Source organism: Pseudochelatococcus contaminans, assembly GCF_014195635.1.
Lineage (GTDB): Bacteria > Pseudomonadota > Alphaproteobacteria > Rhizobiales > Beijerinckiaceae > Pseudochelatococcus > Pseudochelatococcus contaminans.
In genome coordinates this window covers 1-18,833 of the sequence record NZ_JACICC010000001.1, presented here as the reverse complement: position 1 = coordinate 18,833, position 18,833 = coordinate 1, and the positions used below count along the sequence as shown (strand labels likewise).

At 60.2% G+C, this 18,833-nt stretch carries 20 protein-coding genes and 1 tRNA gene; 9 read left to right on the top strand and 12 right to left on the bottom strand.

Annotated elements, in window-relative coordinates:
- The first annotated feature begins 1 nt into the window (after position 1).
- The 5 genes from FHS81_RS19120 to FHS81_RS00080 all read left to right on the top strand — a co-directional run bounded on the left by FHS81_RS19120 (position 2) and on the right by FHS81_RS00080 (position 3,549).
- Positions 2-136, top strand: a complete 135-nt coding sequence (locus FHS81_RS19120; RefSeq protein WP_281374392.1) for a hypothetical protein — start codon at positions 2-4, stop codon at positions 134-136.
- A 200-nt stretch (positions 137-336) separates the two neighbouring features.
- A complete protein-coding gene (locus tag FHS81_RS00095) occupies positions 337-879 on the top strand; it encodes an invasion associated locus B family protein (protein WP_183750020.1) in 543 nt (180 codons plus the stop codon).
- Between the two features lie 183 nt (positions 880-1,062).
- A complete protein-coding gene (gene rlmN / locus FHS81_RS00090) occupies positions 1,063-2,367 on the top strand; it encodes a dual-specificity RNA methyltransferase RlmN (protein WP_428982421.1) in 1,305 nt (434 codons plus the stop codon).
- Positions 2,368-2,488: 121 nt separating this feature from the next.
- A complete protein-coding gene (locus tag FHS81_RS00085) occupies positions 2,489-3,082 on the top strand; it encodes a LemA family protein (protein WP_183750019.1) in 594 nt (197 codons plus the stop codon).
- A gap of 149 nt (positions 3,083-3,231) precedes the next feature.
- Positions 3,232-3,549, top strand: a complete 318-nt coding sequence (locus FHS81_RS00080) for a hypothetical protein (RefSeq protein ID WP_183750018.1) — start codon at positions 3,232-3,234, stop codon at positions 3,547-3,549.
- 53 nt (positions 3,550-3,602) lie between these two features.
- Here the strand turns inward: FHS81_RS00080 and FHS81_RS00075 are convergent, their stop codons facing one another.
- The 5 genes from FHS81_RS00075 to FHS81_RS00055 form a co-directional block, all read right to left on the bottom strand.
- Positions 3,603-4,988 (bottom strand): class II 3-deoxy-7-phosphoheptulonate synthase, encoded by a 1,386-nt coding sequence (locus tag FHS81_RS00075; protein ID WP_183750017.1) that lies wholly within the window; start codon positions 4,986-4,988, stop codon positions 3,603-3,605.
- Positions 4,989-5,116: 128 nt separating this feature from the next.
- A complete protein-coding gene (gene gor, locus FHS81_RS00070; RefSeq protein WP_183750016.1) occupies positions 5,117-6,484 on the bottom strand; it encodes a glutathione-disulfide reductase in 1,368 nt (455 codons plus the stop codon).
- Between the two features lie 172 nt (positions 6,485-6,656).
- Complete coding sequence (locus FHS81_RS00065; protein WP_183750015.1) at positions 6,657-7,223, bottom strand: DUF2059 domain-containing protein; 567 nt, start codon at positions 7,221-7,223, stop codon at positions 6,657-6,659.
- 85 nt (positions 7,224-7,308) lie between these two features.
- A complete protein-coding gene (gene rpiA / locus FHS81_RS00060; RefSeq protein ID WP_183750014.1) occupies positions 7,309-8,007 on the bottom strand; it encodes a ribose-5-phosphate isomerase RpiA in 699 nt (232 codons plus the stop codon).
- Between the two features lie 33 nt (positions 8,008-8,040).
- Positions 8,041-8,472, bottom strand: a complete 432-nt coding sequence (locus tag FHS81_RS00055; RefSeq protein WP_183750705.1) for a hypothetical protein — start codon at positions 8,470-8,472, stop codon at positions 8,041-8,043.
- A gap of 252 nt (positions 8,473-8,724) precedes the next feature.
- Between FHS81_RS00055 and FHS81_RS00050 the strand changes: the two genes are divergently transcribed.
- Both FHS81_RS00050 and FHS81_RS00045 read left to right on the top strand, forming a co-directional pair.
- Positions 8,725-9,435 (top strand): phosphoglycolate phosphatase, encoded by a 711-nt coding sequence (locus FHS81_RS00050; protein WP_183750013.1) that lies wholly within the window; start codon positions 8,725-8,727, stop codon positions 9,433-9,435.
- Positions 9,436-9,565: 130 nt separating this feature from the next.
- A tRNA-Val gene (locus tag FHS81_RS00045) sits at positions 9,566-9,640 on the top strand.
- An 88-nt stretch (positions 9,641-9,728) separates the two neighbouring features.
- Here the strand turns inward: FHS81_RS00045 and folK are convergent.
- From folK to mnmA, 5 genes are read right to left on the bottom strand one after another with little or no spacing between them, the layout of a single operon-like run.
- Positions 9,729-10,202, bottom strand: a complete 474-nt coding sequence (folK, locus tag FHS81_RS00040; protein WP_183750704.1) for a 2-amino-4-hydroxy-6-hydroxymethyldihydropteridine diphosphokinase — start codon at positions 10,200-10,202, stop codon at positions 9,729-9,731.
- Positions 10,203-10,261: 59 nt separating this feature from the next.
- Complete coding sequence (gene folB, locus FHS81_RS00035) at positions 10,262-10,663, bottom strand: dihydroneopterin aldolase (protein ID WP_183750012.1); 402 nt, start codon at positions 10,661-10,663, stop codon at positions 10,262-10,264.
- A 10-nt stretch (positions 10,664-10,673) separates the two neighbouring features.
- Complete coding sequence (locus tag FHS81_RS00030; protein ID WP_210281483.1) at positions 10,674-11,192, bottom strand: HPP family protein; 519 nt, start codon at positions 11,190-11,192, stop codon at positions 10,674-10,676.
- Positions 11,193-11,211: 19 nt separating this feature from the next.
- A complete protein-coding gene (locus FHS81_RS00025) occupies positions 11,212-11,862 on the bottom strand; it encodes a class I SAM-dependent methyltransferase (RefSeq protein ID WP_183750011.1) in 651 nt (216 codons plus the stop codon).
- On the bottom strand, positions 11,863-13,068 hold the full coding sequence (gene mnmA / locus FHS81_RS00020; RefSeq protein ID WP_183750702.1) for a tRNA 2-thiouridine(34) synthase MnmA: 1,206 nt from the start codon (positions 13,066-13,068) through the stop codon (positions 11,863-11,865). It abuts the gene before it with no gap.
- Between the two features lie 521 nt (positions 13,069-13,589).
- Between mnmA and sciP the strand changes: the two genes are divergently transcribed.
- Positions 13,590-13,865 carry a CtrA inhibitor SciP gene (sciP, locus tag FHS81_RS00015; RefSeq protein ID WP_183750010.1) on the top strand — a complete coding sequence of 92 codons (276 nt, stop codon included), beginning with the start codon at positions 13,590-13,592 and terminating at the stop codon, positions 13,863-13,865.
- A 127-nt stretch (positions 13,866-13,992) separates the two neighbouring features.
- Here the strand turns inward: sciP and FHS81_RS00010 are convergent, their stop codons facing one another.
- The gene (locus FHS81_RS00010) at positions 13,993-14,697 is read right to left on the bottom strand and encodes an XRE family transcriptional regulator (protein WP_183750009.1); all 705 of its coding nucleotides are present in this window, start codon (positions 14,695-14,697) and stop codon (positions 13,993-13,995) included.
- A gap of 675 nt (positions 14,698-15,372) precedes the next feature.
- Here FHS81_RS00010 and polA point away from each other — a divergent pair.
- Entirely contained in the window at positions 15,373-18,384 is a 3,012-nt protein-coding gene (polA, locus tag FHS81_RS00005; protein WP_183750008.1) for a DNA polymerase I, read from the top strand.
- A gap of 148 nt (positions 18,385-18,532) precedes the next feature.
- On the opposite strand, the gene FHS81_RS18640 is transcribed toward polA, so the two are convergent.
- On the bottom strand, positions 18,533-18,833 hold a 301-nt coding region (locus tag FHS81_RS18640; protein WP_210281482.1), incomplete at its 5' end, for a hypothetical protein.

The window sequence follows — 18,833 nt, the reverse complement described above, 5'->3', positions numbered from 1 at the left end:
CATGACAGAAATCATGTCAGAATTTTTGCTGCCACCGCACTGCGCTTGCCGTTTTTTGGATGGATTTGAGGGCTATAGCACCTCGGCGTTCCAGAGCGCTTTCCGGGCAGACGGAACCAGCCTGCTGACAGAATGATGCGTCGGCGGGGGCATGGTTGCACATTTTGAAGACCTGACCCTGTAGCATTATCGCGGACGGTGACAGAAATTTTACCATCCCGTGTCATGGCTTGGATCACGCCACCTTTGTGGTTTCGAGGGTCCGCCGTGTGCGGAATGGATACCAGGCATGAAGTCCGGCAGCGCGCGCCGGCTGGAAAAGGGTAAGATGCGACCATGATACGATTGACTCCGACACGCGCCCTCGCGGGCGTTTTCGCAGCTTCGGTCCTCGCAATCGCATTGCCGGCTGGGCCGGCGCAGGCGCAGGCACCGGCAGGTTCCGTGCTCGCAGGCACTTTCAGTGACTGGAGCGTTTACACGTCGCAACAGGGCGGCGCGAAAGTCTGTTACGCGGTGACGCAGCCGAAGGTGCGCCTGCCAGCGGGCCTCAACCGCGACCCGGCTTACCTGTTCGTGTCGTCGCGGCCGAAGGAAAATGTCCGCAACGAAATCAGCTTCGTGATGGGCTTCCCCACTCGCCCCGGGCAGGACGCTCAGGCAACCGTGAACGGTGGCGCGACATTCGCGCTCGTCACGTCCGGCGCCAACGTATGGGTGAAGGATGCCGCTCAGGAAAATGCCGTGCTGGCGGCCATGCGCGGCGGATCGAAACTGACCGTCAAATCGACGTCCGCCCGTGGCTCGAGCCTTACGGACGAGTATTCGCTTGCTGGCGTCAGTGCTGCATTGCAGCGTCTCGCACGCGAATGCCCGTAATCGTCCGGCGACAAGATCCGGCATCTTCCCGTGCTGTCCGCCCTCTGGCTATTTGAGCGGTGGCGTGCTATACGCGCCCTTTCGTAACGGCGGGATGACGCCGGTGGCAAGCTCGCACAAGCGGGCAAGACGGATGGGAATTGCATGACGACGGTGGCTGTTGCGCGTGATGTCACTGATGAGATGTCAGTGACGAGCGGCAGGGCGACGGTAATTGGGAAGGCGCCAGCGGGCATGCGGGAAGCGCGTGCTTCGACGTTGTCCGCGCGCCCGGCGGGCGTTCCCGTCGAGTTGTCGGTCCCCGCACGTCTGCCGTCGCTTCTGGGCATGACACGTCAGGGTCTGCGCGATGCGCTCGCCGCCATCGGCGTGCCCGAGCGCGAGCTGAAAATGCGCGTCACGCAGCTCTGGCACTGGATCTACCTGCGCGGCGTTACAGATTTCGAGGCGATGACCAACATCGCCAAAGGTCTGCGCACCGCGCTTGCATCCCATTACACGCTGGATCGTCCGGAAGTCGTGACCGAGCAGGTATCGACCGACGGCACGCGCAAGTGGTTGATGCGCATGCCCTCGACTGGGCCGCACGATCGCGGCGCGGAAATCGAATGCGTTTATATTCCTGAAGTGGATCGTGGCACGCTCTGCGTGTCCAGCCAGGTCGGCTGCACGCTGAACTGCACCTTCTGCCACACCGGCACACAGCGCCTTGTTCGCAACCTGTCTGTGGCGGAGATCGTGGCGCAGGTCGTGGTCGCGCGTGACATGCTGGGCGACTGGCCGGATGCGGAGCCGCCAAAGAACGGATTCGTGCCGGGAGACGGCAACCGCTACGTCTCGAACATCGTTCTGATGGGCATGGGCGAGCCGCTGTATAATTTCGACAACGTCAGGGATGCGATGGATGTCGTTGCCGATGGCGAAGGTTTGTCCATCGGCCGCCGGCGCATCACGCTGTCGACATCGGGCGTTGTGCCGACCATTGAGCGGGCGGGCGCGGAAATCGGCTGCATGCTGGCGATTTCGCTGCATGCCGTGCGCGACGACCTGCGCAACGAGCTGGTGCCGCTGAACAAGAAATATCCGATTGCGCAGCTGCTCGATGCCTGCCGGGCTTATCCCGGTTTGTCGAATGCGCGCCGCATCACGTTTGAATACGTGATGTTGAAGGGCGTCAACGATACACCGGCAGACGCACGTGAGTTGGTCCGCCTGCTGAAGGGCATTCCGGCCAAGATCAATCTCATTCCCTTCAATCCGTGGCCCGGTTCCGCCTATGAGTGCTCCGACTGGGAAACGATTGAGCGGTTTTCGGATATCGTGTTCCGTGCCGGTTATGCCAGCCCGGTTCGCACGCCGCGTGGGCGCGACATCCTCGCAGCCTGCGGACAGTTGAAGAGCGAAACGGAAAAGATGCGCGCCAGAGCGCGTCTGATGCTGGACGCAGGCGCCGGAGCATCCAACGTTGAGGATAATGCCGCCGATTGATTACGGCGGCATTGTGTCCGGAGAAGTTTTCGTGTTCACTGCGCGCGGCTTTACATCGCGCTATTTAGTGTAATTCTACGGAAGTATAACTGTGGTCAGCCAAACTCAGAGGATTTCAGGAATGGGGGTACCCTCCCGCAACCGGATCTTCATAGTCGTCGGCGTGGTTCTGGTTCTCGCTTTGGCTTTTGCCGGCGCACGCCTCATGAACGTTCCCCAGGCCGAAACGCGGGCAGCCAATGCCTGGGAGGAAATGCAGCGGCAGTTTCTGCTGCGTGCCTATGTCACGCAGGATGTGATAGACGCTTTGCGCACTGTCAGCCCCGCTCGCAATGATATGCTCGAAGCTTTGGAAGAAAAGCGTCAGGATATCATCCTGCTGCCGCTGGACGCCAAGCCGCCGCACACGGAAGAGCATTTCCGCGCTTACATGGAAAAGCAGGACGAACTGACGGCGGAACTTGCACGCGTACTGGATATGCTGCAATTCCTGCCGGAGCAGCGCACTGTGCCGCCAGTGAGCACGGCTCTGGGGCGGCTGGCGCAGAACGAAAGCCGCATCGTTGTGGCGCGCAGCGATTATGTCCGCGCTGCCAACACCTATAACCGGCTGGTCCAGACCCCGCCGGCGCGGTGGTTCGCCAACTTTGTCGAGCCAACGCCTGTCCCGCTCGTGACGAGCGTCGAATCGAAGTCGCAGGAAGTCGGCATCTGAGCCTAACGGCGCAGCCCTTATGGCTGCGCCGCGGTTTCACATTGGCGTGAAACGCTTCCGGGATTGCCGGGCGGGATGGTTGTCAATACTGTGACCTGCCCGCGTTAGTCTCATGTTTATCTTTGCCCCGCATCGTATCGGTTACTCTCTTGTGGGTAGGCGGCATGGGGTTTTTCACACGCTTCGCAATATGCATCGGCATTATTTACTGGTTCTCTCCAGAGCCGGTGGATTATCGTGTGGGCTATGACACGCGCCACGAGCAGGAAAAAGCCGAAGCGGTTTTGACCGCGCTTACGGGGCTCAGCATGCGGCCCGGCGCCAGCCGGGATGAAATCGAGGCGCTGGCTGTCAGTGCTGGCAAGGCCCTTGCCGGTCTTGATGAAAAAACCAAGCGCGCGCTCATCGATCGTTATTTTGGGGCAGATGCTGGCAATTCAGCGTTGTTGAAGAGCGCCATCAATTAAAAAGGGCCGGTGTAAACCGGCCCTTTTTAATTCAAACTGCTTTCAGCGGAGCATTATTCTGCTGCTTCGGCATCGACCGGCCGCCCTTTCAGCAAACGCTCGCGCTTCAGCCGCTCCGCCACGAGGAAGGTCACATCAAGTGCCTGTTCCGCGTTAAGGCGCGGATCGCAGTGGGTGTGATAGCGATCGGAAAGCTGATCAGCCGTCAACGGGCGTCCGCCGCCGGTGCATTCAGTCACGTTCCGGCCGGTCATTTCCAGATGAATGCCACCCGCATGGGTGCCTTCGGCGTGATGAACGTCGAAGAAGGTGCTGATTTCGCCAACGATCCGCTCGAAAGGCCGCGTCTTGTAGCCGTTGGCCGTGACGGTGTTGCCATGCATCGGATCGCAAGACCACACAACAGCACGGCCTTCTTTTTTCACCGCGCGCACAAGCGCGGGGAGGTGGGCTTCCACCTTATCCGAGCCGAAACGCGCAATGAGGGTGAGGCGGCCTGGCTCGTTGTCCGGGTTCAGCACGTCGATCAGGCGCAGCAATTCATCCGGGCTGAGCGAGGGGCCGCACTTCAACCCGATGGGATTCTCGATGCCGCGGAAGAATTCCACATGAGCATGATCGAGCTGACGGGTGCGGTCGCCGATCCACAGCATGTGACCGGACGTCGCGTACCAGTCGCCGGAGGTCGAATCGATGCGCGTCAACGCTTCCTCGTAACCCAGCAGAAGGGCTTCGTGGCTGGTGTAAAGCTGCGTCGCCCGCACTTCCGGGCTGGATTCCGGATCGATGCCGCAGGCGCGCATGAAGTCCAGCGCCTCGGTGATGCGGTCCGCGATCTCCCGGTAACGATCCGACAGCGGGCTGTCCTTGACGAAACCGAGCATCCAGCGATGCGCATTGTCGAGGTTGGCATAACCGCCACCCGTGAATGCGCGCAGCAGGTTCAACGTTGCCGCAGACTGGCGGAACGCCTTCAACTGGCGGTGCGGGTCAGGGATACGCTCTTCGGCCGAGAAGCCGATGCCGTTGACGATATCGCCGCGGTAGCTTGGCAGAGTGACATCACCGACGGTCTCATTGGGCGAAGAACGCGGCTTGGCGAACTGCCCTGCAACGCGGCCGACCTTTACCACGGGCAAGCCGCCCGCATAGGTCAGCACCACAGCCATCTGCAGGAACAGGCGCAGGAAATCGCGAATCGTGTCGCCGGAATGCTCGGCGAAGCTTTCGGCGCAATCGCCGCCCTGCAGCAGGAAAGCCTTTCCTTCCGCAACGCGGGCCAACTGGCGCTTCAACTGGCGCGCCTCGCCGGCAAACACCAGCGGCGGAAAAGTGCCGAGCTGTTGTTCGACTGCCGCAAGCGCCTCGCTGTCCGGATAGGAGGGCACCTGCTGGATAGGCTTCGATCTCCAGCTTGATGGCGTCCAACGCTCCGTCATAACACCCACTCCCGTTCCCAAAGAAAACTGACCGGAGGCAAGCTGGCAAACGGCCCAGCCCCCGCAACAAGATTCCTGCTTATATACGTATTACGCAATAAAATGCGAGCGCCATTTGCCGCAGCGAATCACGCTATCGGCGTGCGCAGGGTGACGAGTTCTTCGGCGCTGGTTGGGTGCAGGGCAATCGTGCGATCGAAATCGGCCTTCGTCGCCCCGATTGTCACCGCGATGCCGACAAGCTGCGCCATTTCACCGGCACCCTCGCCGACGATATGGACGCCGAGCACTCGATCATTGCTTTTGTCGACGACGATCTTCATCAGCACCCGGTCGTTGCTGCCGGACAGAGTGGCCTGAAGCGGCCGGAATGAGGTTCGGAAAATCGACACGTCGCCATGCGCCTTGCGTGCCTGCTCCTCCGTCAGCCCCACGGTGCCGATTTCCGGGGTTGAGAACACTGCAGTTGGTATGACGGAGTGATCCACCTGCCAGCTTTTATTGCCGAAGACCGTATCCGCGAAAGCATGGCCCTCGCGAATGGCGACCGGGGTGAGATTGGCCCTGTCGGTCACGTCACCCACTGCGTAGATGGATGGCACGCTGGAACGCGAAAAACCGTCCACTTCGATGGCGCCATTGGCCTTCTGCCGCACGCCGACAGTCTCCAGGCCGAGGCCGGCCACGTTGGGCTTGCGGCCTATGGCTGACAGGACGATGTCGAACGTGCCTGTTTCGCCATCGGAAAACGTTACGTCAATCGGCGCGCCATTGTCAGCGCGGGAGAGCCTGGAAAGCGTGCGATTCGGCTTCAGGGTGATGCCGCGCGCCTTATAGGCATCCTCCAGCGCGGAAACGACGTCTGCATCGAAACCGCGCAGCAGGGTTTTGCCACGATAGGCAATAGAAACATCCGCTTCCAGACCGTCGAAAATTCCCGCGAACTCAACGCCGATGTAGCCGCCACCGACAACGAGCACACGGCGCGGGAAGTCCGGCAGGTTGAATGCCTCATTTGAGGTGATCGCAAGTTCGTGGCCGGGAAGGGTCGTATCGATCACGGGCGCACCGCCGGTGGCGATGAGAATATACCGCGCGCGAATGCGCGCGCCGGTCGCTAGCAGGCGTACGGTATTCGCATCCTCGATCACGGCCCGGCTGCGGACGAGCTTTACGCCGGATGATTCGAGGTTTTTCGCATAAATGCCTTCGAGTCGGGAGATTTCCGCGTCTTTGTCACGGATCAGCGTATGCCAGCTAAAGGCCGTTTCGCCGACGCTCCAGCCAAAGCCCGCGGCATCTGAAAATTGGGCGGGGAAGCGGCTGGCGTGCACCAGCAATTTTTTCGGCACGCAGCCGCGAATGACGCAGGTGCCGCCGTAGCGATACTCTTCCGCCAGCATGACTGAAGCGCCGTGACCGGATGCAATGCGCGCCGCCCGAACGCCGCCGGAGCCGCCCCCTATGACGAAAAGATCAACATCGAACGACGCCATGGGGAAAGCCTCCAGAATAAAAGATGAGGCAAGAGCCGCCGCGCGCCATGCGCTCCGGTTCTTGCCGCCTGTCATCACTGACGATATTAAACGCCAGATAGTCTGACGGAATCAGGACGTTACCGCAAGTTGCGTTCAGCTCGACACTTTGGTCTGAACGCAAGCGATTCCATCATAATTCGTGGCCGCGCTTGCGCAACTCTTCCCGCACGCGGGTAACGATGAAGCTGGAAACGTCGCCGATCCAGGTGTTGAGCGCGGCGAACAGGTCATCGAGGACCAGCGGTTGCGTGGCAACATATTGCTGGCCGGCTGTAGACCGGAAGAAGTCGCGAACCTGTACGAGGGTTTCCTCGTTAAGGCGGCTGGCAAGAATGCGCGCCGCGTTGTTCAGAATGTCGGCCTTCTTCTCTTCCAGCTCGGGCTTGAGCTGATCGAGCACGGCATTCAGATCCGCAGAAATCTCTGGACGGGTGATAAACGTCTGCCGCACCTGATCGCCGAATGTCGGCAGCAAACCATCGAACGTGCGGGCCATGCCCGAAAGGGTCACGACCTCGCGCGCCACATCGATGTGGCTCTGGGTCAGCGTCGACTGCGCAGCAGGAGCCGGTGCGGTCGCTGTTTGCGCCACGGCGCTGCCGCCGCCAAACGCGATACCCGTTGCCGCCAATGTGGCGATGGCCGCGCTACGTACGGAAAAAGAGCTGAAAGACAGACGTTTCACAGAATTTTTCATGGACAATCTCCAAGGACATGGCCGGCTTATCAGAATTTTTTCAATTTCGTAAGCCCGCCCGCCCGCAACAGGGGGGAAACGTCGCTCAGGCGTCGTTATTGGTCAGGGTGAGGATGCCGTCCGGCGTCGCGAGAAATGCCGTCTGGCAGAGGCCGATGAACAAGCCGTGCTCCACGACGCCCGGAATGGCCACAAGTGCGGCAGCCATCGCTTCAGGCTCCGCGATGACGCCAAAGGCGATATCGAGAATGAAATGTCCTTCGTCGGTCACGAACGGCTCTTCTTCAGCATGCCGCAATGTAACGCTGCCCTGCGCGCCAAAGCGGCTGGCAACATCTGCTACTGCAGTACGGGTCGATGCAAGCCCGAAACGCACGACCTCGACCGGCAACGGAAAGCGGCCAAGCCGTTCAACGCGCTTGGAGGAATCAGCGATCACCACCATGCGGGTGCTGGATGCCGCGACGATCTTTTCGCGCAGCAAGGCACCGCCGCCGCCCTTCACGAGGCGCAAGCGGTCGTCGAACTCGTCCGCGCCATCGACCGTGAGGTCGAGTTGCGGCGTTTCTTCCAGGGTGGTCAGGCGGATGCCTTCGTCTTCGGCCTGCCGGCGGGTGGCTTCAGACGTTGGCACGCCAACCACATCGAGACCTTGCCGAACACGCTCCCCGAGCAGTGCGACGAAATGTCGTGCGGTGGAGCCGGTGCCAAGCCCCAGCCGCATGCCGGGCTCGACAAGGGCGACCGCCCGCGCGGCAGCCTCCCGCTTAAGGGAATCACTCACGGTTCAGCTCCTGATCGGGGGCGCGAGGCAATGTCACTGGGCAGGTGTGGGCGGCGCGCTGGCGTCGCCAGTGGCGCTGTTCTGTTGCTGGGCAGCGTCAGCAGGGGCGGAGGAGGCCGTATCCGTGGCGCTCACCTGCGGCGTGCAGACGACATGTGTATTGAAGACGTAGCAACTGCTGATTTCGCCGGTGCGATGGTTGACGCGGAACACGCCGCTCTCCCGCGTGTGGCTGGAGCTGACCAGCCCATATTCGCCCAGCGCTTGCGGGCCGGCACCCTCGCCAGCCGGGAAGCAGAAGGTCACGCCGATCGTGCCTTCCTTCAAACCATACTGGCACGCGCCGACTTCGCCAGTGGCGACATTGACGCGGTAGATACGGTTGAGATCGAGCTGAGGCGCGGGGGCGAAGGCAAAAGGCGCTGCGCCGCTCAACAGGACGAGCGCTGTCGCGGCCACCGCCATCCGAACAGGGGAAAGGCCGCAACGGCGGCCAGACCGGGGTGCGCGGGTCGTCGTCGTCAAGAATGGTGTCGTCATCATTGATCGCCAGTCCATGGTTACTGCATGTCTTCTAGCACCCATCCAGCCACACGTCAGCCGCCGGAACGGTTTTTCACCTGCCGATTGCAGCTTCAAGGCGCATGGATTGCTGCATCTGTGAGGGCATCCTATAGTCAACCGCGAATCTGCTTCCGCCATTCATTAAAGTGCGCCATGACCGATAAACTCCCCCCGATTGCCGTTTTCGACCTCGATGGCACGCTCGCCGATACGGCTCCCGATCTCGTTGCAGCGCTTAATCATGTGCTCACCGGAGAAAATTTGCCGCCGCTGTCGTTCGAGAGGGCGCGGGATATGATCGGCTCGGGTGCGCGTGCATTGATCAGGCGCGGGTTTGACGAGGCGGGTAATCCGCCGGTTGAAGACGCGGACATGGAGCGGATGTTTCGTGTCTTCATTGATTATTATGAGCGCAACCTTCTCAATGAAACCAGGCTGTTCCCCGGTGTGCCGGAGGCGCTCGACAGATTCCGCAATGCTGGATGGGTTCTGGCGGTGTGCACCAACAAGTTCGAGAATCAGTCGTTGCAACTGCTCGACCTGCTCGGAATTGCCGATCGCTTCACTGCGATTTGCGGGCGCGACACCTTTCCCTATTACAAGCCGGACCCGCGCCACCTGACGCTGACAATCGACAGGGCAGGGGGATCGCCCGTGCGCGCAGTCATGATTGGCGATTCGGGCACCGATATCAGCACCGCCCGTGCGGCTGGCCTGCCGGTGGTCGCAGTGCCGTTCGGCTATTCCGATGTGCCGGTGGCGGAGCTTGGCCCGGATCGTCTGGTCGCACACTTCGACGACTTGTGGACAGCGGTGACTGAAATTGCCGGTTCACACGGATCAGATAGAAAAACGACGATCTGATGAAGGAGAGCGCTTGACGGAACGCTCCGACCTTTCTAGAAGAACGAGAGAGGCGCCCGTTACGGGCGCCGCAGTTTTTCGGCAGGCTGTGCGGTACATCGACCGTATATTGTGCCACCGAAATATGGATGGGCGGTTAGCTCAGCGGTAGAGCACTGCTTTCACACGGCAGGGGTCACAGGTTCAATCCCTGTACCGCCCACCATCTCAATATCCTGCCTGTTTCTTATACTTCCACGTCTTGCAAAAACGTGTCTCATACAGAGACATCGCGCCCTTGCGCGGAGGCGGATTCAGTACGGAGTGATCTCTGGATCGGCGAGATGGCGGGCGTGTGCGTCCACACTGGTTTCGCCGATGAGGAGGTCACCGGCGATTTCGGCCAGCGGTGTCAGCACGAATGCGCGCTCCAGAATGCGCGGATGCGGCAATGTCAGCCGCTCACTGTGGATTGCCTGCCGGTCATAGTCGAGCAAGTCTATGTCGATCACGCGCGGTCCCCAGCGCCGGGTCCGCACGCGGCCCATGCGCGTTTCCACGTCAAGGCAGGTTGTCAGCAGATCGTCTGGCGAAAGCGTGGTGTCCAGAGCGGCGCAGGCGTTGACGAACCAGTCCTGATCGGTGTCGCCCCAAGGCGGCGTGCGATAATCACGCGATCGTCCGACCACGGCGATTCCCGCCGTTGCGTGCAGGTGATCGATAGCGGCGGCGATCATGGCCCGCTTGTCGCCCATGTTGCTGCCAAGGCCGATATAGGCCCGGCGCACCTGCGGCGCAGCTTCGACCGGGCCGCTGAGTCGCTTGTCCGTCATGCCGGCTGTAAGGCTCAGATATCGGCGCGTGTGCGCGTAATTTCGACCGCGATTCCATCGATGATGGCCGGGATCGGGGCTGCCGGTTTCTCGATTCGCACCGTTACCCGCTGGATGCGGGGGACGGCGGTGAGTGTCGCGGTTGCGATGGCTTCGGCCAGCCCCTCGATGGTGCGGAACCGTTGGCCCACGCCGATTTCCTGCACGCGTTGCGTCAGTTTTGCATAGCAGGCTGTGCTGTGCCAGTCATCGCCGCGTCCGGCTTCGCGAAGGTCGAGGCCGACATCGAGGGAGACGAAAAATCGCTGCCCCAGCCGTTCCTCTTCCGGATGCAGACCGTGATAAGCGAAGAGCGCGATGCGATTCAGAATGATCCGGTCGGACGGCTCGTCTTGCCGGTAACGCGTGGCAGTCATGGTGATGTTGTCAAACCTTCCGTACCGGATAAATATGTCCGGAAATGAAGCGGTGGTAGAATAGGCCCGCCAGAACCACAACGATAGCACCGCTCGCCGTCGGCGTGAGCAGATACCATAAGCCCTGGTTGCCGCCGATGACAAGAATAGGATTGCCGGCCCCTGGCGGGTGCAACGTCCCCGTAACCGCCATGACGAAAATCGCCAGCCCGACCCCGATGCCGAACGCGAGCGGCGTTTGTCCGAAAAATTGCAGCGATAACAAGCCGCACCCCGTTGACAGGATGTGGCCGAAAATCACGTTGCTCGGCTGTGCCAACGGACTCTGCGGCAGCGTGAACACCAGCACGCACGACGCACCCAGCGAAGCCATGATCATCGCAACATGAGCATATTGGCTGCTGGTCGACAGGCCGTAAATGATGAGGAAGCTGAAACCGCCGACGAGCATCCCCATCTGCGCCCGCTGCACGACCGGAAAGGCGCGCAGCCGGATAAGCATATCGATCAGGTGGCGGCGACCGCGCATGATGACAAGATTGTCCCGATCACGCGATCTTGCGCAGGCGCACGATCTTGAAGAAGCCCATCGGAAATGCCGGCCGCACTTCGACAAGCGCCGTGGCGGCATGCTTTTCGGCCCATTCCTCAATGCGGCGCGTCTTGAACGCCGAACTCCAGCCTAGCTTGCGGACAGCCGGAGCCACGGCTTCTTCCGCGCGGGCGATGGGGCCGTCCGAGACACCGAAATGGTTGGCGAGAATGATTTCACCGCCGGGACGCAGAACGCGCATGAATTCGTCGAGCGCCAGCTCCGGGTGCGGCACGAGCGTAATCAGAAACTGCGCGACCACCGCGTCGAAGGTGGAATCGGGAAAGCCGAGCCGGCAGGCATCCATGACGGTGAGCAGCCGGACATGATCCAGCTTCTGCTTTTCGACCTTGCCTGCCGCACGGCGCAGCATATGCTCCGAAATATCGAAGCCGATCACATGAGCGCTTTTTGGATAATCGCCCAGCGACAGACCCGTGCCGACGCCAGCCTCAAGGATGTTGTTGCCGCAAGCCAGAGCCGCTTCCACCGCATCCTTGCGGGCCGAAGCGGTCAGCCCGTCGTAGACGAGATCGTAGATGGGCGCCCAGCGGGCATAAGCCTTGCGCATCAGTGAGGTATCGGGGCCGTCGGCGATCGTGCTCATTCAGAGTGTTTCCGTTGCGATTGCAGGGGTGAAGCAGTCCTTGCGCGGCGAAACCGCCGCCTGCCGCAGGGCTGATGTCGTGGCGCGGATCGTGCCGCCGCCGAGAATGCGGGAGCGGATATCCGTCGATTCGTAGATGACACAAGCCTGACCGGGCGCAACGCCAAGCTCCGCGACCGGCAGTTCGACAACCGGCCCGTCAGCGGTGATGCGCAGAAACGCCGGATGCGGCTGGCGCGTGGAGCGAACCCGCACAGCCACCTCAAGCGGCGTGCCGTTCGCGTCCGGCATCTCGTCGCCGATCCAGTTGAGATCCGCGAGCGACATGGCGCTTGTCGCCAGCATATCGCGCGGGCCGACAATAACGCGGGCGTTGTCGGCATCGAGCCGCACCACATAAAGCGGCTCGCCCGTGGCGATGCCAAGACCCTTGCGCTGGCCGACCGTGAAATGAATGATGCCGTTGTGTTGGCCCATAACGCGGCCATCGGCGTGGACGATGTCGCCCGGCTGCACTGCCTTGGGGCGCAAGCGCTCGATGATGTCGGCATAACGGCCGTTCGGCACGAAGCAGATGTCCTGGCTGTCGTGCTTGTCGGCGATGTCGAGGCCGAACTCCCGCGCCAGCGCGCGCGTCTGGGTCTTGTTCAGATCTCCAAGCGGAAAGCGCAGGATCGAGAGTTGCTCCGCTGTGGTAGCGTAAAGAAAATAGCTCTGGTCACGATCAGGGTCGGCGGCGCGATAGAGGCCACGCGCTCCCTGTTGAGCACCCGGAACGGGGCGGCTGGCGACATAGTGGCCGGTCGCGAGCACGTCGGCGCCCAGATCGCGGGCGGTGTCGAGCAACTCGGTGAACTTGATCGAGCGATTGCACTCAACGCAGGGGATTGGCGTTTCGCCGTTCAGATAACTGTCGGCAAAACGCTCGATCACGGCGTCGCGGAAGCGCGATTCGTAGTCCAGCACATAATGGGGGATGCCGATTCGCTCGGCGACACGGCGGGCGTCGTGGATATCCTGTCCGGCGCAGCATGCGCCCTTGCGATGGATCGCCTCGCCGTGATCATAGAGCTGGAGCGTGATCCCGATCACATCGTAGCCTTCACGCGCCAGCATTGCCGCCACAACGGACGAATCGACGCCGCCCGACATGGCGACGACGACGCGCGTATCACGCGGCTCCTTGGGCAGATCCAGACTGTTCAACATAACGTTCGTCTTTCGCGAGCCAAAGCGCTTCGGCCTTTCGTGGAAACGCAGAAGTGCCTTATCTCTTCATCATGACACAAATTCGGAGGCAAAGGCGGATGCCGTCCTTACCGACGCAGGCGGCCCTCTTCCGATCCCGTGCCTCGTTTCCATATACGCGCACCTGCGCCCTGCCGCCACCCCCGCAATAAACGGCATCCCCGGCCGTTAGCATTCCAAAGGCACTCGGCATCCCAGATCTCGATGCCGGCCATTATCGACTCGTTACACTGCGCGGCGCAAGGGGAGGGCAAACGGGGAAGGAGTTTCGCGGCTTTAGGCAATTCTTAAAAATAAGCCGATAGCTTCCGGTATCGACGTCATCCGCCTGCATGGGGCGACTTACCGGCGCGTCCACGGAGGCGCGGTCGGCGAGGTTGGCCCATGCAGGCGGATGCCGAAGTCCGCCCGCCCGGCGTATCGGGGCAGGCGGAAGCTTGTCGAATTCTGGTCAGTTGAGACCAATAGTGAGCGTATCCATGACCGAAGCTTTTCGCCCGCGCGCAAAATATGTCATCGGACCGGATGGCAGTCCCCTGACCATTGCCGATCTACCCCCGACTACCACCAAGCGTTGGGTCATCCGACGCAAAGCTGAAGTCGTGGCGGCCGTGCGCGGCGGCCTGCTGAGCCTCGATGAGGCATGCCAACGTTATACGTTGACCGTTGAAGAATTTCTGAGCTGGCAGCAATCCATCGACGAGCACGGCCTGGCCGGTCTTCGGACGACTCGTATCCAGCATTATCGCCAGTAAAGGCGCGTGCCCGGCTGTTTCGCCGCCGGGCCTTCAAGTCTCGAGTCTTCGGAGAGACCCCGAACCGGAGAGGCCGGCAGGATGTTCCTGCCGGCCTTTCTGGTTTTTGCTGGCAACTTCGGGCAGTTCAGACAGTGCGGCCGAACCAGCGCACGCGTCCTTCGATGACCAATCGGCTGGCCTCATCCGCCGAAACGGTCTCGACCTCGTAAGCCGGGTTGTCGTTCCGCAGCACCAGCGAACCATCGTGGCGCAACTGAACGCGCTTGACGAGAAGCCGGCCGCCCACGAGCAGCACGTAGATTCCATGGTCGATGACCTGTTCCACCGAACGATCCACCAGCAGAAGATCGCCATCGCGAATGGTCGGCTCCATACTGTCGCCGCCGAACGAGAGGAGATAGGCCTGACGCGGATCTGTGCCGATGCCCTTGAGCCAGCTTTCGCGCATGGCGATGGCCGACGAATGGATTGCGTCGTTACCGATGCCCTTCTGGGCCTCCGCCGCGTCGAACTTGGGAATATAGACGAACTGGTTACTGCTGGAGCCGGAAGGCTGCAATGTCGGCTCATCGCCACCGAACAAAATCCAGTCCGCTGAAACGCCGGTGGCCTTGGCTAGTGCCTTCACGACGCTCGCGGGAGGCTCCGCGCCCGAAAAGTAGCGCTGCAACGAGCGGATGGACTTGTCCGTCGCCGCGGCCGCCTTCTGGCCGCCCAGACGTTCGAAAAGGAAGCGTATCCGGCGCCCGATATCGTGATCGTTACCGCCGTTAGCGGTATCCTCCCACGGCGGATTGGTGTCGCTCAAGTGGTCTGATTTGCCAGCCATAGTAAGGTCAATCCCGCTAATTGCTATTCACGAGGGACGGAATCTTCGGCATATATTGCGATGTGCGCAAGAATCCCATTGTTCAGGTTCACGAAAACTAGCTACACCGACAAAAATACCATTCATTATGCTGATAACAGGGCACGGAATGATCCATTTATTTCGTTGTCCGCCGCGATGCCCGGCTCTCGGGAGCCACGAAAGCATTACGTATATATGGAGTGACATTGATCGCCATCTGCCCGCAAGCCGATATTGCTCAATTGCTCGCCCCTGCAACTTTGTCCGGTTGCCGCGCCATTATCATCCATACTATCAACATATGTCGAACTGCATGCACAGTAAAGACAAATGAACGCCATCTGTGAACGAAAACATGTTTGATGAAGACAATAAATATGTCGCAAATTGAGCCAAATATGAGAAATGACATCGTTTCCGTATTCTGATGCTCTGGAGATTGATGCAATCAGCGGGCCGCAGTCCTTTTGCCGTTATCTGTTTTGGATCGCCGCGTGCATGAAGCAAGACAGGTCTGTGTCCTATTCTCCTGTGTGGCGATGATGTCGCCTGCGCTGCATTTCTGGCATCGGGCGTTGGGAAATGTCTCCAAACCGGCTACGGTAGCGCGCGCCAGTCGGTTTATGAGTAGGGCAATCGGTTTATAGGTAAGATATGAGCGACGTCAGCACTCCGGCTTCTTCCGCCCCGGTTCCCCGCCAGCCTGGCGCGGGAGACCACGTCTTCCTCGTCGACGGATCTTCCTTCGTGTTCCGCGCCTATTTCCAGTCCATGAATCAGGACCGGAAATACAACTACCGTTCGGACGGGCTGCCGACCGGCGCTGTGCGCCTTTTCTGCACGAAGGTCTTTCAGTTTCTGCGCGAGGGAGCGGTCGGCATCCGTCCGACTCATCTGGCCATCATCTTCGACAAGTCAGAGCAGTCGTTCCGGAAAGAGCTTTATCCGGCCTACAAGGCCAATCGTCCGCCGCCGCCGGAGGATCTCGTGCCGCAGTTTCCGCTGATGCGTGAGGCCGTGCGCGCTTTCGGGCTGACTCCGGTGGAGCAGGAGCGATACGAGGCCGACGATCTCATCGCCACCTACGCCCGGCAAGCGACGGAAACCGGCGCGGAGGTGCTGATCGTCTCCGCCGACAAGGATCTGATGCAGCTTATTCGCCCGGGTGTCGTGATGTACGACCCGGCCTCCGGAACGCAGTCGAAAGGCAGCTTTCGCGCTGAGCGCTTGATCGGAGAGGATGAAGTCGTCGCATATTTCGGCGTCCCGCCTCGACAGGTCGTCGATGTCCAGTCATTGGCCGGCGATTCGACTGATAACGTGCCGGGCGTCCCCGGTATCGGCATCAAGACCGCAGCACAGTTGATTACCGAATACGGCGATCTCGATTCATTGCTTGCAAGCGCCGCGGAAATTCGCCAGCCGAAACGCCGTGAAACTTTAATCACCAACGCCGATAACGCCCGCGTATCCCGTGAACTTGTTCGTCTCGTGGATGATGTCGACGTCGTTGTGCCGCTGGCGAACTTTGCCGTTCATCAACCGGATGCCGAGCACCTCGTCAGCTTCCTGAAGTCCATGGAGTTCACCACGATCACCCGCCGCGCAGCGGAGGTGTATGGTGTTGACGCCGAGGCTGTCGCGCCTGCAGCAACACCCGTTGCAGCGACGGACGCATTGTCATCCGATAACTCGTCCGCGAACGAATCATCTGTTTCATCGTCGAATGAAGCCAGCGAGGCCGTGCCCGAAGCCGTTGCCGCGCGGGCCGCGAAGGCGCAGCGAGCGGTGCCATTCGATACATCGACATATGAAACGGTCTCTACATACGAGGCTCTCGACGCTTGGATAAAGCGTGCGACCGAACTTGGCGTCGTCGCTGTCGATACCGAGACCGATTCGCTGGATGCGATGGCGGCGAATCTGGTCGGCATCTCCCTTGCCACAGCGCCGGGTGTCGCCTGTTACATCCCGCTGCGACACGGGACGGCCGATAAGCAGGGCGGATTGTTCGCGGATGATGAGGCGCCCGCCGCAGATGCCGGCGTCGCACAATTATCGCCCGACGACGTGCTCGCCCGTCTCAAGCCACTTCTGACGGATGCAGGCGTGCTGAAAGTCGGCCAGAACTTTAAATATGACTGGTTGCTGTTCGCCCGTCACGGCATCGACGTCTTTCCCTACGACGACACCATGCTGTTGTCTTATGCCCTCGATGCCGGGCTGGGCGGCCATGGCATGGATGCGCTTTCGGAAAAACATCTCGGCCACAAACCGATTTCCTTTACCGATGTCGCGGGCAAGGGACGCAATGCCGTAACCTTCGATAAGGTGGCGATCGACAAGGCCACGGCCTATGCCGCAGAGGATGCAGACGTCACGCTGCGTCTATGGCATGTGTTGAAGCCGCGAATCGTCGGCGAAGGCATGGCGACGGTCTATGAAACGCTCGAACGTCCGATGGCAGCAGTCCTGGCGCGTATGGAGCAGCGCGGTATCGCCATTGATTCGGCGCTCTTGTCGCGCCTCTCGGGGGAGTTCGCCCAGCGCCTTGGAGGCCTGGAGGCGGAAATCCACGACCTTGCGGGTGAGAGCTTCAATGTCGGTTCGCCCAAGCAGCTGGGCGAGATCCTGTTCGGGCGAATGGGGCTGCCGGGTGCGAAAAAGACCGCGACTGGCCAATGGGCGACGGGAGCCGGCGTGCTGGAAGATCTTGCCGAGCAGGGGCATGAACTCCCGGCGAGAATTCTCGATTGGCGCCAGCTGTCGAAGCTGCGCTCGACATACACTGATGCGCTTCCGGGGTTCATTAATCCCGAGACACGCCGCGTCCACACATCATTTGCATTGGCTTCAACGACGACGGGCCGACTCGCGTCATCCGATCCGAATCTGCAAAATATTCCGATTCGCACTGAAGAAGGCCGGAAGATTCGTCAGGCTTTCGTGGCGGAGCCCGGCTGGAAGCTGGTTTCTGCCGATTATTCGCAAATCGAACTGCGCCTGTTGGCGCATGTCGCGGATATTCCGCAACTGCGCCGGGCTTTTGAAGATGGCATCGATATTCATGCCATGACGGCATCGGAAATGTTCGGCGTGCCTGTGGAAGGCATGGACCCGATGATTCGTCGCCGCGCCAAGGCGATCAATTTCGGCATCATCTATGGGATTTCGGCTTTTGGCCTCGCGAATCAACTTGGAATCGGTCGCGAGGAAGCGGGAATCTATATCCGCCGGTATTTCGAGCGATTCCCCGGCATTCGCGATTATATGGATGAGACGAAGCAGTTCGTTCGCGAGCACGGCTACGTCAAAACGGTTTTCGGCCGTGTCTGCCACTATCCGCAAATTCACTCGAAAAATGCTTCTGAACGCGCCTTTGTCGAGCGCCAGTCCATCAACGCACCTTTACAAGGCGCGGCGGCGGACATCATTCGGCGCGCCATGGTCCGCATGGAACCTGCACTGGAAAAGGCAGGATTGAGCGCACGCATGCTTTTGCAGGTGCACGACGAACTCGTCTTTGAAGTGAGAGACGATGAGATCGAAGCCACCTTGCCACTCATCCGCAACGTGATGGAACAATCGCCACTGCCGGCCGTAGAACTCAAAGTTCCGCTGGCTGTGGAGGCGCGCGCAGCGTCTGACTGGGACGGCGCGCATTGATTTTGCGATTTTTTGCGGGATTATTTTTTGTATTATGTGTTTGATATTGTTGTGTTTTGCCTGATTTTTGTATGTTTGTTGTGTTGTTTTTGGGTTGTTGATGGTTGTGGATATTTTTTTGGGGTGTTGACGTTTGGGTTTTGTGGTCCTAGAAGAGCGTCACACCGGCGCTGCGGGGTGCTTCTGCGGCGGGGATGTTGTTTTCTTGTTTCTTCTGGGGTTTGTTTCCCTGATTTGTTTTTCGGGGTTGACATTCGTTTTTCGGTAGATTAGAGATTGCAGCTTCGGTTGTTGCCCTTCTGGGGCATGCGCAGAGACTGGTTTCGATTTTTGATCGATTGTTGGTTAGCGCGAGTTCTTTGACAATTTGGATTGGAAGAGAATCGTAGGCGGCGTTTTTTTCCTGCGTCCTGACCAGAGATGGTTGGGAGTATGAGAAATAGCGACGA